Annotated in this window: 19 protein-coding genes and 3 pseudogenes; 9 read left to right on the top strand and 13 right to left on the bottom strand. The window is 67.1% G+C overall.

All coding sequences use genetic code 11. The annotated features are described in order from the left end of the window. Positions 1–32: 32 nt before the first annotated feature. From NM2_RS35060 to NM2_RS35050, 3 genes are all read right to left on the bottom strand, one after another. Positions 33–476 carry an AMP-binding protein gene (locus tag NM2_RS35060; protein ID WP_245718357.1) on the bottom strand — a complete coding sequence of 148 codons (444 nt, stop codon included), beginning with the start codon at positions 474–476 and terminating at the stop codon, positions 33–35. A 127-nt stretch (positions 477–603) separates the two neighbouring features. After that, entirely contained in the window at positions 604–1,167 is a 564-nt protein-coding gene (locus NM2_RS35055; RefSeq protein ID WP_067678108.1) for a TetR/AcrR family transcriptional regulator, read from the bottom strand. A 16-nt stretch (positions 1,168–1,183) separates the two neighbouring features. Continuing rightward, on the bottom strand, positions 1,184–2,251 hold the full coding sequence (locus tag NM2_RS35050) for a magnesium and cobalt transport protein CorA (RefSeq protein WP_067678222.1): 1,068 nt from the start codon (positions 2,249–2,251) through the stop codon (positions 1,184–1,186). 129 nt (positions 2,252–2,380) lie between these two features. Here NM2_RS35050 and NM2_RS35045 point away from each other — a divergent pair, with 129 nt between their 5' ends. After that, on the top strand, positions 2,381–3,013 hold the full coding sequence (locus NM2_RS35045) for a VOC family protein (protein ID WP_067678106.1): 633 nt from the start codon (positions 2,381–2,383) through the stop codon (positions 3,011–3,013). A 44-nt stretch (positions 3,014–3,057) separates the two neighbouring features. On the opposite strand, the gene NM2_RS35040 is transcribed toward NM2_RS35045, so the two are convergent. Then, positions 3,058–4,368, bottom strand: coding sequence for a DUF3089 domain-containing protein (locus NM2_RS35040; RefSeq protein ID WP_157121511.1), 1,311 nt, complete (start codon positions 4,366–4,368; stop codon positions 3,058–3,060). A 230-nt stretch (positions 4,369–4,598) separates the two neighbouring features. Here NM2_RS35040 and NM2_RS35035 point away from each other — a divergent pair, with 230 nt between their 5' ends. Beyond that, positions 4,599–5,090, top strand: coding sequence for a beta-class carbonic anhydrase (locus NM2_RS35035; protein ID WP_067678100.1), 492 nt, complete (start codon positions 4,599–4,601; stop codon positions 5,088–5,090). 213 nt (positions 5,091–5,303) lie between these two features. On the opposite strand, the gene NM2_RS35030 is transcribed toward NM2_RS35035, so the two are convergent. Both NM2_RS35030 and NM2_RS35025 read right to left on the bottom strand, forming a co-directional pair. Beyond that, positions 5,304–5,504, bottom strand: a complete 201-nt coding sequence (locus NM2_RS35030; protein ID WP_067678097.1) for a DUF397 domain-containing protein — start codon at positions 5,502–5,504, stop codon at positions 5,304–5,306. Further along, complete coding sequence (locus NM2_RS35025) at positions 5,501–6,304, bottom strand: helix-turn-helix domain-containing protein (protein WP_067678094.1); 804 nt, start codon at positions 6,302–6,304, stop codon at positions 5,501–5,503. The genes NM2_RS35030 and NM2_RS35025 overlap by 4 nt, the downstream gene beginning before the upstream one ends. Before the next feature lie 303 nt (positions 6,305–6,607). Between NM2_RS35025 and NM2_RS35020 the strand changes: the two genes are divergently transcribed. Then, entirely contained in the window at positions 6,608–6,925 is a 318-nt protein-coding gene (locus NM2_RS35020) for a hypothetical protein (protein WP_067678091.1), read from the top strand. A 304-nt stretch (positions 6,926–7,229) separates the two neighbouring features. Here the strand turns inward: NM2_RS35020 and NM2_RS52690 are convergent, their stop codons facing one another. Next, positions 7,230–7,355 (bottom strand): hypothetical protein, encoded by a 126-nt coding sequence (locus tag NM2_RS52690; RefSeq protein WP_281182631.1) that lies wholly within the window; start codon positions 7,353–7,355, stop codon positions 7,230–7,232. A 16-nt stretch (positions 7,356–7,371) separates the two neighbouring features. Next, positions 7,372–7,647, bottom strand: coding sequence for a LysR family transcriptional regulator (locus NM2_RS52685; RefSeq protein ID WP_067678089.1), 276 nt, complete (start codon positions 7,645–7,647; stop codon positions 7,372–7,374). Positions 7,648–7,813: 166 nt separating this feature from the next. Between NM2_RS52685 and NM2_RS48135 the strand changes: the two are divergent. After that, positions 7,814–8,152, top strand: a pseudogene (locus NM2_RS48135) (thiamine pyrophosphate-binding protein); the annotation flags it as partial. A 178-nt stretch (positions 8,153–8,330) separates the two neighbouring features. Here NM2_RS48135 and NM2_RS35010 read toward each other — a convergent pair. After that, positions 8,331–8,696, bottom strand: coding sequence for a darcynin family protein (locus tag NM2_RS35010; protein ID WP_067678086.1), 366 nt, complete (start codon positions 8,694–8,696; stop codon positions 8,331–8,333). A gap of 34 nt (positions 8,697–8,730) precedes the next feature. After that, positions 8,731–9,627 (bottom strand): SDR family oxidoreductase, encoded by an 897-nt coding sequence (locus tag NM2_RS35005; protein ID WP_067678084.1) that lies wholly within the window; start codon positions 9,625–9,627, stop codon positions 8,731–8,733. 131 nt (positions 9,628–9,758) lie between these two features. Here NM2_RS35005 and NM2_RS35000 point away from each other — a divergent pair, with 131 nt between their 5' ends. After that, complete coding sequence (locus NM2_RS35000) at positions 9,759–10,691, top strand: LysR family transcriptional regulator (RefSeq protein WP_067678081.1); 933 nt, start codon at positions 9,759–9,761, stop codon at positions 10,689–10,691. A 96-nt stretch (positions 10,692–10,787) separates the two neighbouring features. Here the strand turns inward: NM2_RS35000 and NM2_RS34995 are convergent, their stop codons facing one another. Further along, positions 10,788–11,318, bottom strand: a complete 531-nt coding sequence (locus NM2_RS34995; RefSeq protein WP_067678078.1) for a CGNR zinc finger domain-containing protein — start codon at positions 11,316–11,318, stop codon at positions 10,788–10,790. 38 nt (positions 11,319–11,356) lie between these two features. Here NM2_RS34995 and NM2_RS53130 point away from each other — a divergent pair. Both NM2_RS53130 and NM2_RS53125 read left to right on the top strand, forming a co-directional pair. Beyond that, a pseudogene (locus tag NM2_RS53130) lies at positions 11,357–11,710 on the top strand (EamA family transporter); the annotation flags it as partial. A gap of 118 nt (positions 11,711–11,828) precedes the next feature. Beyond that, the gene (locus NM2_RS53125) at positions 11,829–12,341 is read left to right on the top strand and encodes an EamA family transporter (RefSeq protein ID WP_067678075.1); all 513 of its coding nucleotides are present in this window, start codon (positions 11,829–11,831) and stop codon (positions 12,339–12,341) included. Positions 12,342–12,537: 196 nt separating this feature from the next. Here the strand turns inward: NM2_RS53125 and NM2_RS34985 are convergent, their stop codons facing one another. Continuing rightward, complete coding sequence (locus NM2_RS34985) at positions 12,538–13,083, bottom strand: PadR family transcriptional regulator (RefSeq protein ID WP_067678072.1); 546 nt, start codon at positions 13,081–13,083, stop codon at positions 12,538–12,540. 47 nt (positions 13,084–13,130) lie between these two features. Between NM2_RS34985 and NM2_RS34980 the strand changes: the two genes are divergently transcribed. Beyond that, the gene (locus NM2_RS34980) at positions 13,131–13,694 is read left to right on the top strand and encodes a peptide deformylase (protein ID WP_067678069.1); all 564 of its coding nucleotides are present in this window, start codon (positions 13,131–13,133) and stop codon (positions 13,692–13,694) included. Between the two features lie 78 nt (positions 13,695–13,772). Further along, complete coding sequence (locus NM2_RS34975) at positions 13,773–15,374, top strand: dolichyl-phosphate-mannose--protein mannosyltransferase (RefSeq protein ID WP_174575720.1); 1,602 nt, start codon at positions 13,773–13,775, stop codon at positions 15,372–15,374. Between the two features lie 33 nt (positions 15,375–15,407). Here NM2_RS34975 and NM2_RS50415 read toward each other — a convergent pair. After that, a pseudogene (locus tag NM2_RS50415) lies at positions 15,408–15,687 on the bottom strand (nitrite reductase (NAD(P)H)); the annotation flags it as partial.

Below are 15,687 nucleotides of genomic sequence, written 5' to 3'. Positions count from 1 at the left end.
GATATTCGGTTAGGGCATCCGAAAGAGCCGGGTCAGGCGGCCCGGCGCGCCACCGGAAGATCGGTCGCACCCAGCGGTGCGTCCGACCCGGTCAGATAGCGCCGCAACGTCGTGCGGTCGTCGAGGACCAGCCAATTCATTATACCGTCGGCCTCGCGACGGGACTGCCGAGTCGTGATTCCCTGGCGCTCCCCGCGGGCGGAGCGGCCGGCGGGCACCGCGACGGCCCCGATCTTGGCGACCGCGCGCTGGGCCACGAGTTCCTCGATCGGTGCGTCGATCGCGATCACGATGCGCTCGCCGGGCCCGGCGCCGTCCTGCAGCAGCAGCCGGGCCAGGCGATTGGACCAGCTGTCCAGCTCACCGACGGTGATATCGCAGTCGAGCCCGGACAGCGCGACCGCGTTCGGATCGACCTCGGGCGCTACCCGCGCCGCCGGGACGGCGTGCAGGTGGTCGGCGAGCGGTGCGGTCATGGTGTGCATGGTCGGTTCCCCTAGGGTCTGAGCTGCGTCGGAGTTGATATCTCCAATTTCCCCGCCCGGCCGACCCGGCGACAGCAACCCTCGTGATGACTCCCGTGCCCCGAGGGTGGGCAGAACCTCACCCCAGGGTGCCCAAACCGGCCAGCACCACGCTGAGCATGCGCCGGGAGCGCTGCTCCCACGCGGCGTCCTGCTCGCTCTGCCACAGGAAGCCGACCAGGAGCAGCAGCTCCTCGGCCTCGATGTCCGGGCGCACCCGCCCGGCCCCCCGGCAGGCGCGCAGCAGTCGGTCGATCGCGTCGATGACCGGCTGGTAGTGCTCGTCCGACAGCGCGGTGCGCGTGGCGGTCTGCAGGACGCCGGCCAGGCCGTGCTTGACCCGGCCGAAGTCGGCGAGGCGATCGAGCCAGTGGCACAACGCATCCCACGGTTCGTACGCTTCGAGCAACGCGTCCGCGGCGTCGACCAGCTCGCCCACGTCCTGCCGGTAGACCGCGAGCACCAGTGCCTCCCGGGTCGGGAAATGCCGGTACAGCGTGCCCTGCCCGACGCCGGCCCGCTTGGCGATGGCGTGCAGGCTGACATCACCGGCGGTGGCCAGCGCGTCGCGCGCGACGTCCAGGATGCGTGCGCGATTGCGTTCGGCATCCGAGCGCCGCGCGGCCGGGCGGAATTCGGTCATCGAAATCTCCCGGTGCTCACAGCCAATTGTTGCGCCGGAAGGTGACGAACAATCCGGTGCAGATGATCAGGATGATCCCCACCACCGCCGGATAGCCCCAGACCCAATGCAATTCGGGCATGTGCTGGAAATTCATACCGTAGATTCCGGCGATCATGGTCGGCACGGCCGCGATCGCCGCCCAGGCCGAGATCTTGCGCATATCGGTGTTCTGCTGCACGCTCACCTTCGCCAGCGCGGCGTTGATCAGCGCGCTGAGCGACTCGTCGAAGTCGCGGATGCGGTCCACCGCAGCGGTGTGATGGTCGGCCACATCCCGGAAATAGCGCCGAATCTCCTTGGGCAGCGGCAGATTCGTCTCGTGACTGAGCAGTTGCAGGGGCAGCGCCAGCGGGGCGACCGCGCGACGCAACTCCACCACCTCGCGTTTGAGTTGATAATTGGCCTCGATGGTGACGCGGCTGCGCGGGCTGAAGACCTCCTCCTCCATCTCCTCCACGTCGTCCTCGATCTCCCCGGTCACCAGCACGTAGGAGTCCACGACGTGATCGGCGACCGCGTGCAGGACGGTGCTCGGTCCCAGCGCCAGCCGCTCGGGCATGGCCTCGAGATCGTGCCGCACTCCCGCCAGGCCGGTGTGCTCGCCGTGCCGGACCGTGATCACGAAATCCGGTCCCAGGAAGACCATGATCTCGCCGGTCTCCACGATCTCGCTGACCGCGTTGCGGTCGTGCTCGACGTACTTCACCGTGCGCAGGATCAGGATCAGCACGTCGTCGTAGCGTTCGAGTTTGGGCCGGTTGTGCGCCTGTACCGCGTCCTCGGCGGCCAGTTCGTGCAGGCCGAAGATCTGTGCCACGTCGCCCATCTGCTCGGCGTCGGGTTCGTGCAGGCCGACCCACACGAATCCCGAACCCTTCTCCCGCACGTTCTCCAGGGCGGCGGCATGGGTGAATCGCCCCGGCAGCCGATGTCCGTCGCGGTAGACCGCGCAGTCGACGATGGCGCGCGCGGTCGGCACCGGGATCCGCGGACGTGTGGCGTGGAGGGTCCTGCGGAAGCCTCGGAACGGGAATTGCGGCATGGTCGGCACAGCCGCGATGCTAACCCGTGATCGTGCGATGTCGGCCGGGCCAGCTCGCCGCACAACCGCGCACACACCGGTCAGGAATCGAGAAGCACTGGTCATCGGTCCGCGAATAGCGTCGTCGATATGAACATCACCACGAACCGAACCGGTATAGAGTCCGTCATTCTCACCACGCCCGATCCCCTGGCCGCCGCGACGTTCCACGACGCCGCATTCGGCCTCGGCGACCGGCTGCGCACCCGAGCCTCGGATGCCGCGACCAGCGGGTTCCGCGGTTTCACCCTCTCGCTGGTGGTCTCCGGGCCGAGCACCGTGGACGGTTTCATCGGGTCCGCGGTCGCGGCCGGCGCGACGACGGTGAAGCCGGCGAAGAAGAGTTTCTGGGGTTACGGCGGGGTCGTGCAGGCTCCGGACGGGACGCTCTGGAAGATCGCCACCTCCTCGAAGAAGGACTCCGGCGCCCCCACCCGCACGGTGGACGATTTCGTCGTGCTGCTCGGCGTCGAGGACGTGAAGGCGACCAAACAGTTCTACATCGAGCGCGGCCTGACGGTGGCGAAGGGATTCGGCAGCAAATACGTCGAGTTCGCCGCCCCGGCGTCCTCGGTCAAACTGGCCCTGTACGGGCGACGCGCGGCCGCCAAGGACGCGGGGGTCTCCCCGGAAGGTTCCGGATCGCATCGGGTGGTCTTCGGCGGCGGGCTCGGGACGTTCACCGATCCGGACGGATTCGAGTGGGAGACACTCGCCGAATGAGTCGGCTGACGGTACGGAACAGACTGTGCCGCAACAGAATCGAACTACATGTGCGGTCCGGTGTGGGTGGCGAGCCATGCCTTGCTCTGGGCCACCGCCAGCGCGTCCAGGTCGTCCTGTGCGAACTGCCAGTCGTCCATGTGCAGGCCCAGGCCCGAACCGGTGGTCGGGCGGGCGAGTCGGGTGTCGCCGCCGATCTGCAACCAGTGCGCGGTGCCCTCGGCATCAATACCGCCGGTGCATCGCGCGGTCAGCGCACCGGGATAGCGAACGAATCCGGTGCCGAATGGCCGTCCGGTCCGGTGCTGGGTCACCGCCATGGTGGGCATCTGGGCGGTGATCGGGGTCGTCGAACTCGCCGGCGCGCCGCTGAGCAGGGCGGCCGGGTTGACGCAGGCGACCTGGTGGGTGCGGTCGGCCCGGCCGAACCGGGCGCTCGGGGGCAACAGCTTGCCCGGTGACTGGCGGTAGGTCGAGAACGCGACCACGCAGCCGGTCGGCACCGGCGCGGCCGATCCGCTGCGGGTGCAGATCGGCAGGCTGCGGAAGGTGGCCTCGGTATCGTTCGCGCCGCGGTCCTGGCCGATCGGCACGATGGTGTCCGCGCCGAGCAGAATCGCGCTGATCAGATGCGACCGCATCCGCTGATTCCCCTCGATGCGCTGCTGGATCAGGGTCTGCAGGTCGTAGCTGCCCTGCGAGTGGCCCAGCAGCAGTACCCCGCGGTGGCGGCCGGTAACGGGATCGATGTTGTCGTGCGCCCAGTACTGATCCCAGGCCTGTTCGATGTCGTGTGCGCCGAGGGAGAAGTCGAGCGGGCCGGTGTTCCCGCCGAACACCTGCGTCATCGGCAACTGCCGGTAGTTCGGCACGAACATGCGGCAATCGCTGATCAGCCGGCCCACCTGGGCCAAGGTCGTGTCGACCTCGATATCGGTCGGCTTCGGCGGCCGATTACCGGTTCGATCGAGCGGATTCGCGAGCGGATCGACGGTCGGATACACGTAGAAGCAGTCGACCGCCGGGCGGTCCGGGGCGGCGAGAGGCGCGAGCGTGGTGCTGCCGTCCCGCGCGAGGACCGTACTGTCCAGATCGGTGCGGGTGTGCGATTGCGGACGCCGGACCGTGAAGGTCTGCCCCGATGTCTGCGGCGACCCGAAGCGGTCCTGGTTGCAGGGATTGTTCGCCATCCCCGGCCGGCACAGCCATACCGGTTCCGCGAGCGGTTCCGCGGTGCTCGTCGCGTCGCAGGCGGCCGTGAGCCCCACCCCGGCCAGCATCGCGATTCCGGCCGCCAGTCCGGCCAGCCGCCGCCACCGTTGAGCTCGTGCGGTGCGTACGGAAATCGGCGTCACATGGACAAGTATGTTTCCTGGGACCTGCTCTGTTACGGGCGTGCAATGCGTGTCACACTCCGTATTGTGGAGGTGACGGACCACACGGGCGTCGCGTTCCGGAGTTGGTGTGGGCGACGCGCCAGAGTTCGGTTCGGGGTGTTTCTATCCGTCGTGGTTTCGGGATCGGTTCGAGACAGTGGATGCGAACATTCGCATATCGAGACGTCTTCGATCGGAGGTCGTTCCGCATGACAGTCACCGATGAGTTCCTGGACAACAACACGCGCTACGCCGCGCAGTTCAGCGGGCCGCTGCCGTTGCCGCCGAGCAAGCATGTGGCAGTGGTCGCGTGTATGGACGCGCGCCTGGACGTGTACCGGATTCTGGGCCTGGCCGAGGGGCAGGCGCATGTGATCCGCAACGCCGGCGGAGTGGTCACCGACGACGAGATCCGTTCCCTGGCAATCAGTCAGCGGCTGTTGGGCACCACCGAGATCATCCTCATCCACCACACCGACTGTGGCATGCTGACTTTCACGGACGACGATTTCAAGCGCGGTATCCAGGACGAGACCGGCATCAAGCCGAGCTGGGCCGCGGAATCCTTCACTGATCTGAACGAGGATGTGCGGCAGTCGCTTCGGCGAATCCAGACCAGTCCGTTCATTACCAAGACCTCCTCGCTGCGCGGATTCGTCTTCGATGTCGCCACCGGCAAACTCGAAGAGGTCACCGACTGAACGCAATTCGCGTTCGGCACGGATTCGTCGATGGTCCGGCGGAACGATCGCGATTTCGGCGGGCCTTCGCATTCGGCTTGCTGTGTGGTCGCCATCGGGCGAATGAGGTTCGTGCACACCGTGGTTGGTGTGAGGTGGCCCACCGTGACGCGGCCTGTTCCGGTGACCCGGTGATGCCCCGGCGGGCCGGGGCGCACCCATTCGCGGGGAAATCTATGTCCAGTCGTCGAACTCGCCTGCTTTGATTCCCTTGATCCATGCGGCCATCTCTGCCTGGGTGAACGTGAGCGTCCCGGCCTCACGTGCGTTCGAATTGCGTACCAGGGCACCGCCGTCGGGGGCCAGCGCCACCTCGACGCAGGTGCCGTTGTCCGAGAAGGTGGATACGCGCCAGGTCAGATCGGTGTTGTTCATCGTCTATTGCTCCATTCCTTTGCCAGGCCAGTGATGAACTTCCGGGATTCACTGGGAGACAGGGCGATTCGGTTCGCGGCATGCTCGTACACACCTTGAAAGTACTGAACCTCCTCGGCGTCGGTGATGAAGCGTCCACCTCCGTAACCTTCGATGTGAACCTGTGGCGTACCCCAGGGATGGGACATGATGCAGAACGCGCCCAATCGCCGCGCCTCGTACTGTCCGGCCTCGTACCGGGTTATCCGCAGTGTGACGTTCGGCAGTCTGGAAAGTTCCACCATGGTCGAAAGTTGTTCCGCCATAACGTCGGGAGTGCCGATTCGCAGCCGCAGCGCCGACTCGGGCTGGACGAGGCTCAGTTCCACTTCGCCGGAGCGGACACGTTTCTGGCGGATCAGCCTGGTTTCGACGGTGCGGGCGATATACGCCTCGGATACGCCGTTGTAGCTGACGTGACTGACGATGTCCTCGACATAGGCCGGCGTCTGCAGCAGCCCGTAAACGCATCGCGGTTCGTAGGAGGCGATCCTGGTCGCGGACTGCTCCATACCGAGATAGGTGCTCAGCCAGGCGGGCATCTCGCCGTCGCCCTGCGGCATACTGGTCAGCATCGCGTTGAGCTCCTGCAGTTCCACGCCCAGGGCCTCGGCATACGCCCCGCGCTGGTTCGGCTGGGGGGTGGAGTCGCCGCGCTCCCATTTTCCGATGGTGGTCCGGTCCACGCCCAACATGTCGGCAACCTGTTCTTGGTTGAGCCCGACGGCTTTTCGTGCATCGATGAGTCGTTCGCGTCGCATGAACGCATCATAGAAACGCCTTGAATGCGCCATTGGAGATCGGCAACATAGAACAGGCTCCCCGGCCTTCAACGGCCTGTCTCGTCATGCGTGGCCGGGGTGCCTTCAACCCAGGCCCTGCACGAGAGCGAAGGTTGTGATGTACGAATTGCCACAACGGTTTTCAGGTCAGCACATGTGTCCGCACCTCGCGACGGGAGTGACGGCGCACCTACTACCCGCGGAGGTCGTACGGCTGTTCGCCGCCGCCGCCAGGGAGTGGCTGTCCAGACCGGCTGGCGACGACATCGAGGGGGCGGCCCGATGAGCCGACCGGTGGCGGTCGGCTACCTGCGCCGGGACGTGTCCGGCACACGACAGCCGTGGGACGAGGAGCAGATCCGCTCTCTGGCACGACGATTCGGCTACGACCTGTCGCGGATCGTCGCGTTCTCGAACCACACCGACGAACCGCATCAGCGCCTGTGCAACGTCGTCGGCCGAATCGGCGCGACCGCGATCTTCGTCCCCAGCCTCGACCACTTCCTCACTCACGAGGAGGTCCCGGCATCCCTGCTGACCCTGGCCGACATCGTCACGGTCGACACCCGCTACACCTACACCCGCTCCCAGGTCTCCTGACGTCTCCCCGGCCCCGCGAAAGCCGATTGCCAGAGGGCGGCAACGATTTCGGCGTGACCTCCCGGGCGCGGCCGTAGTCGATGGTGATGCCCGCGCTGCCGTGGCCGTAGTTGTGGATGACAGAGGTGTCGGGGAGCCGGGTGTGGTCGAGTTCGAAGCGGACCGCCGGGGCTATGTGGTCTCCTGGGAAAGACCGAGCCGATCGGGCTCCTCGCCGGCGGCCCACCAGTCCAGGAAAGCGGAGACGGTCGGCGGTCGGGCCCCGGAGCCAGGCGGCGTGCAGTGCGATCCGGGGTGGATTCGTCTAGAAGGGCACGACCACGACGTTGTCGTGGGCTGTGCGGGTGGTCCTGCGGCGATCCAGCACGCTGATGCCGGTGCGATTCGATACCGAATCCAGCACCTGTTCGGCATCGGATTCCCCGGCCACCAGATGCGGAATTCTTTCACCCCAGATGTGACCGACCAATTCGTCGCAGCTTTCCGGCCCTGCCCGCGGCGTAGGCGCGGATCGCGCGCTCCAGGGCGACCGCGTCGGCCAGCAGATCCGGTGCGCCGTCGGCGAGCGCGCTTCCGGCCTGCGTCAACTCCACGCCTCGGCCGTTCCGGACGAACAATTCGACGCCCAGTTCGCGTTCGAGCGCCTTGATCTGCTGGGAGCGCGCGGGCTGGGTGATTTGCAATGCGGCTGCGGCTCGTCCGAAATGTCGGTGTTCGGCCACGGCTTGAAGTAGCGCACGCGTCGCGGGTCCTCCACGCGGCCAGCCCAGCCGGATAAGAGGTTGTTATCAATGATGAAGAAAGACGTATTGGACCGACCCCGGGAAAACCGGTCAGGATCGAAGAACGGGGATTGACCGACAAGATCATTCGATACCAGCAAGGAGTATGCCGATGGCCGCCACTGTTGCCGTAGCGATCGCGGAAAATTTGCGGAACCGGGGCATTTCGGAATTCTTTGCGCAAAGTCTGCCGTCGAGTCTGGTGCTGGCCGCCGAGGATCGCGGAATTCGTCAAATCGTGTATCGCACCGAGAACGCGGGCGGCGCCATGGCCGACGGATTCGCCCGGGTCTCGCGCCGATGCGCTGTGGTCATGGCGCAGAACGGCCCCGCCGCCGCCCTGCTGGTACCCCCGCTCGCCGAAGCGGCCAAGGCCTCGACGCCGGTCGTCGCGCTCGTCCAGGATGTGCCCCGGCCGCACCGGAACAAGAACGCCTTTCAAGAGTTCGACCATCGGAGTCTGTTCGCGTGGTGCAAGTGGTTCGATCGGCTCGACGATCCGGAACGCACACCCGATTATCTCGATGCCGCATTCCGCGCGGCGACGAGTGGCCGGCCCGGTCCGGCGGTGCTGGACCGGTGCCCACCGAATCAGGTGAGCACCGGTCCGCGGGTGCCCGCTGCTATGTGTCGATGGTTGCGATCGGGGCCGTGCCGTAGTTGCGGGCGTAGCCGTTCTCGACGCCGACCAGGATGTCGACGACCTCGAAATAGCGGTCCCAGAAGGGTGTTTCGCGCAGCGCGTCGATGAGGAGCTGGTAGGTGTGGTGGTCGGGGGCCTCCCAGCTCCAGACGTCGGTCACGCGTGCGGAGTAGAACTCGGTGTCGTAGAAGCGGGAGTGGACGCCGGTCACCCGCTCGCGGATGGTCGGGACGATCTCGGTTTCGAATGCGTGCACGCGCTGCTCGACGGTCAGGGCGAGCCATTCGGGCGTGGTCTTGACCAACATGAACGCGGTGATGGTCGATTCGGAGTCGTTGTCGGACATGATGATTCCCTTCCGGTGAATTCCGGGTGTTCGGTCAGCGGTAGTAGCGGCCGCTGTCCAAGTCCTCGATGAGGCTGGGGGACTGGGGATTCCAGCCGAGCAGCGTACGAGTGGCGTCGCTGGTCGCGGACATGTCGGTGCCGAAGAACCGGCTGAGCCAGCCGAAGTGCGCGCCGGCCCGTTCGGCCGGAATCGAGGCGACGGGCAGATCGAGTCCGCGGCCGATGGCTTCGGCGATATCGCGGGTCGCGATGCCCGTCTCGGCGGTGGCATGCAGGACAGTTCCTGCGGGAGCGGGCTTTTCGAGCGCCAGCCGCACGATGCGCGCGGCATCGGAGCGGTGGATCGCGGCCCAGCGGACCGTGCCGTCGCCGATGTAGGCCGACACACCCCGGGTGCGGGCCGTGGCGACCAGTCCGGCCATGAACCCCGGGTCGCCCTCGGCGTGCACGGTCGGCGCGAAACGGGAGACGATCGCCCGGACGCCGCGATCGGCGAATTCCAGTGCGAGATTCTCGCTCCCGCCGCGCATGGAATCGATGCCGTGGAACGGGGAGGGGTCGTGTTCGGTGGTGGCCCGGTCGGGAGTGAGGCCCGACAGCCCCGAGGCGACTACGAACGGCCGATCCGAATCGATCAGCTCCGTGCCGATGGTCTCCACGGCGCCGCGTTCGGCCTTGTTCGTGACGGCCGGATTCGCGAAATCGTGTTTGTTGGCGAGGTGGACGACGGCCTCGGCCGCGGCTGCTCCGGCGCGAAGACTCTCGAGGTCGTCCAGGTCACCGCGCCGCACCAGCGCACCCTTGCGTTCGAGCGCGGCGGCGGAGCCATCGGAGCGAGCGAGTCCGGTGACGATGTGACCGGCGTCGAGCAACTGATCGACCACGGCCGAGCCGATCCATCCGGTCGCTCCGGTGACGAATACCTGCATGTCGATTCCTTTGTGTCGGTCCGCCCGCGGTCGCGAAGTGGAACGGTGAATTGCATGTCTTCGACGGTAGGGAAGTGCGGGTATTTCGTGCCACGCAACTTCAGCAATAACTCTTTGCGTAGGATGCAACTGTGAACGAGCAGCTGGATCTGAACCTTCTGCGGGTCTTCGACGCGCTGCTGCAGGACGGCAGCGTCACCGCGGCCTCGGAGCGTCTGCATCTGTCCATCCCGGCTACGAGCCGGGCGCTGGCGCGGCTGCGGCGGGCCATGAACGATCCGATTCTGGTGCGCGCGGGCCGTGGCATGGCCCCCACGCCGTTCGCGCTGCGCACCGCCCCGCGGGTGCGCTCGCTGTTGGACGAGGCCGCCGCGCTGATCAGTGCCGAGGGGGCCGACAACATCGCGGAACTGAAGCGCACCTTCACGATTCGCATCAACGACGGCGTCGCCGCGACCCTGGCCGCCACGGCGGTCGAAGCCACGTCCGCGGTCGCGCCCGGGGTGATCCTGCGTTTCGTGGCCGAGGGCAACGAGAGCACCGAGGCCCTGCGGGACGGCTCGATCGACCTCGACATCGGCGCGGGCGAGGCCGCCGCACCCGATATCCACAGCGCCTCGCTGTACCGCGAACGCGTCGTCGGCATCGTCCGCGCCGACAGTCCGCTGGGCCGCCATCGCCGCCCGACCGCGGCGCAACTGTGCCGCCACCCGCACGTCTCGGTGTCACGCCGGGGCCGTGTGCGCGGCCCTCTCGACGACGCCCTCGAATCCCAGGGCCTGCAACGTCACGTCGCCGCCGTCGTGCCCACCTATCTCGTGGCCGCTCTCCTGGTCGGCTCGACCCACTACCTCGGGCTGGTCCCGCAACGCCTCGCCGAACAGTACGGAGCCAACCTGGCCATCCGCTGGTTCCCCATCACCCTGCCCCTCCCCGAGATCGACGTCCGCCTATCCTGGCACGCCCGCCTCGACGCCGACCCGGCCCAACGCTGGCTCCGCGACACGATCCGCGCCGCCTTCGACAGTTCGCCTGCTGGGAGCCGTGCCCCGCTGGAGCACTGAACATGTTCGGCGGGAAAGCTTTTCGTATCGACCAGATGAGGATCATAGGCTCGCGTTGGCGGCGGGGGAATGCGGGCTTGCGCCGCATCCGTGTCGTCATCTCTTGCGGGCGCGATAGGCGGCGACGGCGTTGCGATTGCCGCAGGCGGTACTGCAGTAGCGGCGAGAACGGTTGCGGGACAGGTCGAGAACGATACCCTCACACGCCTGGTCCGCGCAGATGTCGAGGCGGCCGAGTTCGTCGGCGCGGATGAGATCGATCATGGCCATGGCGGTTTCCACGGCTATGCGGACATCGAGCGGGGCGTCCGGGGGGACGGCGTGGATGTGGTAGTCGAGCGCGTCGTGGCGGACCAGCCGCGGGACGGCGTGGTGGGCGGCCAAGATCTCGTTGACCAACTCGACCGCGGTGTCGCGATCGGCGGTGAGCAGGGCCCGCAGCGGGCCGCGCTGGGCGCGGACGGCAGCCAGCTCGGCATCGTCCCGAGCATGCGTGCCGGTGTAGGCGTGCGTCACGAAAAACTGGTCCAGCTGGGCGATTTCAGTCATGGTGTCCGGCTCTTCCGCGGAATTCACCAGCTCGACCGCAGAGATCATCGCGACGACGGTGTCATGAGCAAAAATCATGTTGACATATTACCCGCCGATTCTTAGCGTCATTAGCCATGGGGATCATGACTAATGACGGCCGGGTGCGCTCCGGGATGGTTTGTGCGGTGCTGTCGGCGTCGTCCTTCGGTTTGTCCGGGTCGCTGGCGCGCGGTTTGATGGATTCGGGCTGGAGCGCGGCGGCGGTCGTGGTGGTGCGAGTCCTGCTGGGCGGCCTGGTTCTGCTGCCCGTCGCCATCGTGCATCTGCGCGGGAATTGGAACCTGTTGCGCCGCAACCTTTCTCTGTTCGGCGCCTACGGTCTCCTCGCGGTGGCGGGTACCCAGCTCGCGTACTTCAACGCGGTCGCGCATATGACGGTCGGCGCGGCGCTGCTGGTCGAGTACACCGCGCCGATCGCGGTGGTGGCCTGGTTGTGGCTGCGGCACGGTCAACGTCCCGGCCGCACAACGGTTCTCGGGGCGATCCTGGGGAATCGCCGGCCTGATTCTGGTTCTGGACCTGATCTCCGGCGTCACGACGAGCGGGGTGGGCATCTGCTGGGCGCTCGGCGCGATGGTCGGCGCGGCAGCCTATTTCATCCTGTCCGCACACGGCGGCGACACGGTGCCGGGTACGGTGCTGGCCTCGGGCGGGCTGCTACTCGGCGGTATCGGACTGCTCCTGGCCGGGATCGTCGGCATCGTCCCGCTGCATGCGGGGACGGCGCCGGCGGATTTCGGCGGTCGCGCCGTTGCCTGGTGGTTCCCGGTGCTGGCCCTCGGAGTGGTGACCGCGGCGCTGGCCTACGTCAGCGGCATCGCCGCGACCCGCCTGCTCGGCTCCCGCCTGGCCTCCTTCGCGGCTCTGGCCGAGGTCGTGGCCGCGATCGTCTTCGCCTGGGCGCTACTCGGCGAAACTCCGCACCCGATCCAAATCCTCGGCGGCGCACTGATTCTCGCCGGAGTCGTCGTGGTGCGCCTGGGAGAGCCGGAGTACATCGCCACGCCGTCCGGTGAGTTGAACGCCGACATCACCGGGATCACCGGCCCCAACGGGTAACTCATCGGCGCTCCCGGCGCGGTTGCGGCCTGCGCTGTTCTACTCCGCTGCGATCGCCGCGGCCCGTCTCTCGGCGGGAACCGGCCGCATGTGTGGAGTTTGTCCTCGCGCAAGTGTGCGGCAAGACCGGCAGATCATCCCGTGTCCCAGCGAATCCGCTGCGGCAGCGCGTGAAAACCGTTGTGTCGCCGGTGATTCAGTGCGGCGGTATCATTTTGTCGAAATTGGCCAGAACCTTTTCGTGCCAATCGATTTCGGCTTGTATTCGGATGCGGGCGTGGTCGGCGATGAGGTCGTCGGCCGGGTTCTGGTCGGGCCACTGGCGGTCGAGTTGGTGGTCGATCCGGGCGGTGCGGGCGCGCAGGGCGGTGATCCGGTCCTCGAGGTAGCCACGCAGGAGGTCGCGGTCCAGGTCGGCGGCAGCGGTCAGGGCCAGGTCGACCGGGTCCGGGCGGATGTCGACCTCGGTGAGTGCCTCGTCGCGCAGGGCGCGCAGCTCGCGCATGCCCTCGGCGGTGATCTCGTAGACGGTCCGCGCGGGCAGCGCGCCGTCCTGCTCGGTGCGGATCGGCCGGATCAGGCCCTCGTCCTGCATCCGGTGCAGGGCGCTGTAGAGCGAGCCGGGTTTGACCCTGGACCACAGATCGGCGCGATCGACCCGTGCGCCGCGGCGAATCTGATGGCCGTGCATCGGGCCGCGTCTGGCCAGGGCGGCCAGGACGAACAGCCGGGTCTCGTTCATCTGAGTGAGTCTGGCACAACTACTCTGATTTGAGTACTCTCTGCCGAGTGGCAATACGACCGATTCTCATCGCGGGTGATCCCCGGCTGGCAACCCCGGCGCTGCCGGTGACCGAGTTCGACGACCAGCTTGCCGCGTTCGTCGAGGATCTGTTCGAGACCAATACCGCGGCCAACGGCGCGGGCCTGGCCGCGAACCAGGTCGGCGATCCGCGGGCGGTATTCGTCTACGACCTGGTCGAGGGCGGGGTGCGCCATCGCGGACATGTGGTGAATCCGGTGCTGGAGACCTCGGAGCTGCCCGAGTACATGCCGGATCCGGACGATGATCTCGAGGGCTGCCTGTCGGTGCCGGGAGAGTGGTTCCCGACCGGCCGCGCGAGTTGGGCGAAGGTCACCGGGGTGGACATGTCCGGCGAGCCGGTCGAGGTGGAGGCGACAACCGGATTTCTCGCCCGGTGCCTGCAACACGAGTCCGACCATCTCGCCGGTCGCCTGTATCTGACCCGGCTGATCGGGCGCAATCAGCGTGCGGCGCGCAAGATGATCAAGCGCCGGGGCTGGACCGAGCCGGGCGGCAGCTGGCTGCCGGGCACCGAGGATCCCCGATAGTCGTTGTCGCGGAAGGGGATCGGGCGTGACCCACGGCCGCCCGGCAGGCCGCCGCGGCGACCGCATACGATCGGCGCGGTGAACCAGCTGACCGAGCGCCCGGTGGGTGGCGCGCGCCCGGCCCTGTCCACCCCGGCTCTGCTGCGCCCCTCGCCCGATCCGGGCCCGGCCGATCGGCTGCGCGGATGGGTGGTCACACTGGTCCTCACCGCGATCGCGGCCATCACCCGATTCCAGAATCTGGGCTATCCGACCGACGGCGGCACACCGACTTTCGACGAGAAGTACTACGCCCATCAGGGCTGGGAGATGCTCACCGGCGGCGGGATCGAGGACGATCCGGCCTACGGATACATCGTGCATCCGCCGGTCGGCAAACAGATGATCGCGCTGGGGGAGGCGCTGTTCGGCTACACCCCGATGGGCTGGCGGTTCAGTGCGGCGGTCTTCGGGACGCTGTTGGTGCTGTTGGTCGTTCGCATCACCCGGCGCATGACGCGCTCGACCATGATCGGGGGGATCGCGGGTCTGCTGGTGATCTGTGACGGCACGAGCATGGTGCAGTCGCGCATCGGGATGCTGGACATCTTCCAGGCGCTGTTCGTGGTGGCCGCATTCGGCTGTCTGATCGTCGATCGTGATCAGGTGCGCGCCCGGCTGGCCCGCGCGGACGCCGAGGGACGTATCGCGGTGAGCCGGTACGGGCCTCGGCTGGGCGTGCGCTGGTGGCGGTTCGCGGGCGGGCTGCTGCTCGGATCGGGTTGCGGGACCAAGTGGTCCGGGCTGTACTTCATCGCCGCGTTCGGGATGCTGTCGGTCTGTTTCGATCTGGCCGCCCGGCGCGCGTACCGGGTGCCGCGGCCGTGGCTGGGCACCGCGCTGCGCGATGTCGGACCGGCGCTGTACGCGCTGGTGGTCATCCCGTTGCTGGTGTACCTGGGCAGCTACGGAACCTGGTTCGCCAGTGCGGACGGCTACGACCGGTATTCGGTCGGCAACCCGTATGCGGGGAAACATCCGCCCGGCTCGGGAGGCCCGTGGTCCTGGATTCCGGACGCGCTGCGGTCACTGTGGCACAACCAGGGCGAGTCGCTCAATTTCCATACGGCACTGACCAATTCGGCTGGCTACCATCACCCCTGGGAGTCCAAGCCCTGGTCGTGGCCGATGGGCTTGCGGCCGATGCTCTACCACTACTCGGACGGCGGCGTCACCGGCTGCGGCAAGTCGTACTGTGTGGACGCGGTGATGCTGGTGGGCACCCCGGCGCTGTGGTGGGTGTCGCTGCCGATGCTGGCCTGGGCACTGTGGCGCAGTACGACCCGCCGCGATTGGCGTTATGCCGCAGTGCTCGTCGGGTACTGCGCCGGATTCCTGCCCTGGTTCCTGGATCTGGATCGCGAGATGTACTTCTTCTACGCGGTTCCGATGGCCCCGTTCCTCGCGATGGGTGTCGCGCTGGTGCTCGGGGAAATTCTCGGTCCCGCGCCGATTCTGCGTGCGGCCGACGGGAATCGGTTCCTGGCCCCGAGTGAGCGGCGGACGTTGAATCTGATGGTCGTATGCCTGTATCTCGCTGCGGTGGTGGCGAATTTCGTGTGGCTGTGGCCGATTCTGACCGGGATGCCGATCACCGTGGACGACTGGCATGCGCGTCTCATGCTGCCGAGCTGGCGCTGATCCCGGGCGGAAAACCTTGCGCTGAGCGGTCTTTCAGGACGCCGGTACGCCGGGTACGCCGAGCAGGACCGGTACTTTGCGATCCCCGGTGTCGTCGAACGAGATGGTCGAGTCCGTCTCCTCCGGCGCGTTGACGAAAGAGACGAAGCGAGAAAGGATTTCCTCGTCCGCGAGTACCGCGGCCCATTCGTCCTTGTAACCGGCGATGTGGCGGGCCATGGCGGCTTCGAGGTCGGCGGCGATGCCGAGGCTGTCCTGGCATACGACCCGGCGTATGTGCTCGATCCCGCCGTCCAGGGATTCCTGCCAGGGC

It is taken from the genome of Nocardia miyunensis NBRC 108239, from assembly GCF_001613065.1.
Taxonomy (GTDB): Bacteria; Actinomycetota; Actinomycetes; order Mycobacteriales; family Mycobacteriaceae; genus Nocardia; species Nocardia miyunensis.
Note: the sequence above shows the minus strand (reverse complement) of the source record. Positions and strands in the feature narration are given on the sequence as shown.

What these genes read in the sequence shown, in the direction of transcription:
- NM2_RS35060 (WP_245718357.1), bottom strand. Translation starts at nt 476, where the DNA reads ATGACCGCACCGCTCGCCGACCACCTGCACGCCGTCCCGGCGGCGCGG.
- NM2_RS35055 (WP_067678108.1), bottom strand. Translation starts at nt 1,167, where the DNA reads ATGACCGAATTCCGCCCGGCCGCGCGGCGCTCGGATGCCGAACGCAAT.
- NM2_RS35050 (WP_067678222.1), bottom strand. Translation starts at nt 2,251, where the DNA reads ATGCCGCAATTCCCGTTCCGAGGCTTCCGCAGGACCCTCCACGCCACA.
- NM2_RS35045 (WP_067678106.1), top strand. Translation starts at nt 2,381, where the DNA reads ATGAACATCACCACGAACCGAACCGGTATAGAGTCCGTCATTCTCACC.
- NM2_RS35035 (WP_067678100.1), top strand. Translation starts at nt 4,599, where the DNA reads ATGACAGTCACCGATGAGTTCCTGGACAACAACACGCGCTACGCCGCG.
- NM2_RS35030 (WP_067678097.1), bottom strand. Translation starts at nt 5,504, where the DNA reads ATGAACAACACCGATCTGACCTGGCGCGTATCCACCTTCTCGGACAAC.
- NM2_RS35025 (WP_067678094.1), bottom strand. Translation starts at nt 6,304, where the DNA reads ATGCGACGCGAACGACTCATCGATGCACGAAAAGCCGTCGGGCTCAAC.
- NM2_RS35020 (WP_067678091.1), top strand. Translation starts at nt 6,608, where the DNA reads ATGAGCCGACCGGTGGCGGTCGGCTACCTGCGCCGGGACGTGTCCGGC.
- NM2_RS35010 (WP_067678086.1), bottom strand. Translation starts at nt 8,696, where the DNA reads ATGTCCGACAACGACTCCGAATCGACCATCACCGCGTTCATGTTGGTC.
- NM2_RS35005 (WP_067678084.1), bottom strand. Translation starts at nt 9,627, where the DNA reads ATGCAGGTATTCGTCACCGGAGCGACCGGATGGATCGGCTCGGCCGTG.
- NM2_RS34995 (WP_067678078.1), bottom strand. Translation starts at nt 11,318, where the DNA reads ATGATTTTTGCTCATGACACCGTCGTCGCGATGATCTCTGCGGTCGAG.
- NM2_RS34985 (WP_067678072.1), bottom strand. Translation starts at nt 13,083, where the DNA reads ATGAACGAGACCCGGCTGTTCGTCCTGGCCGCCCTGGCCAGACGCGGC.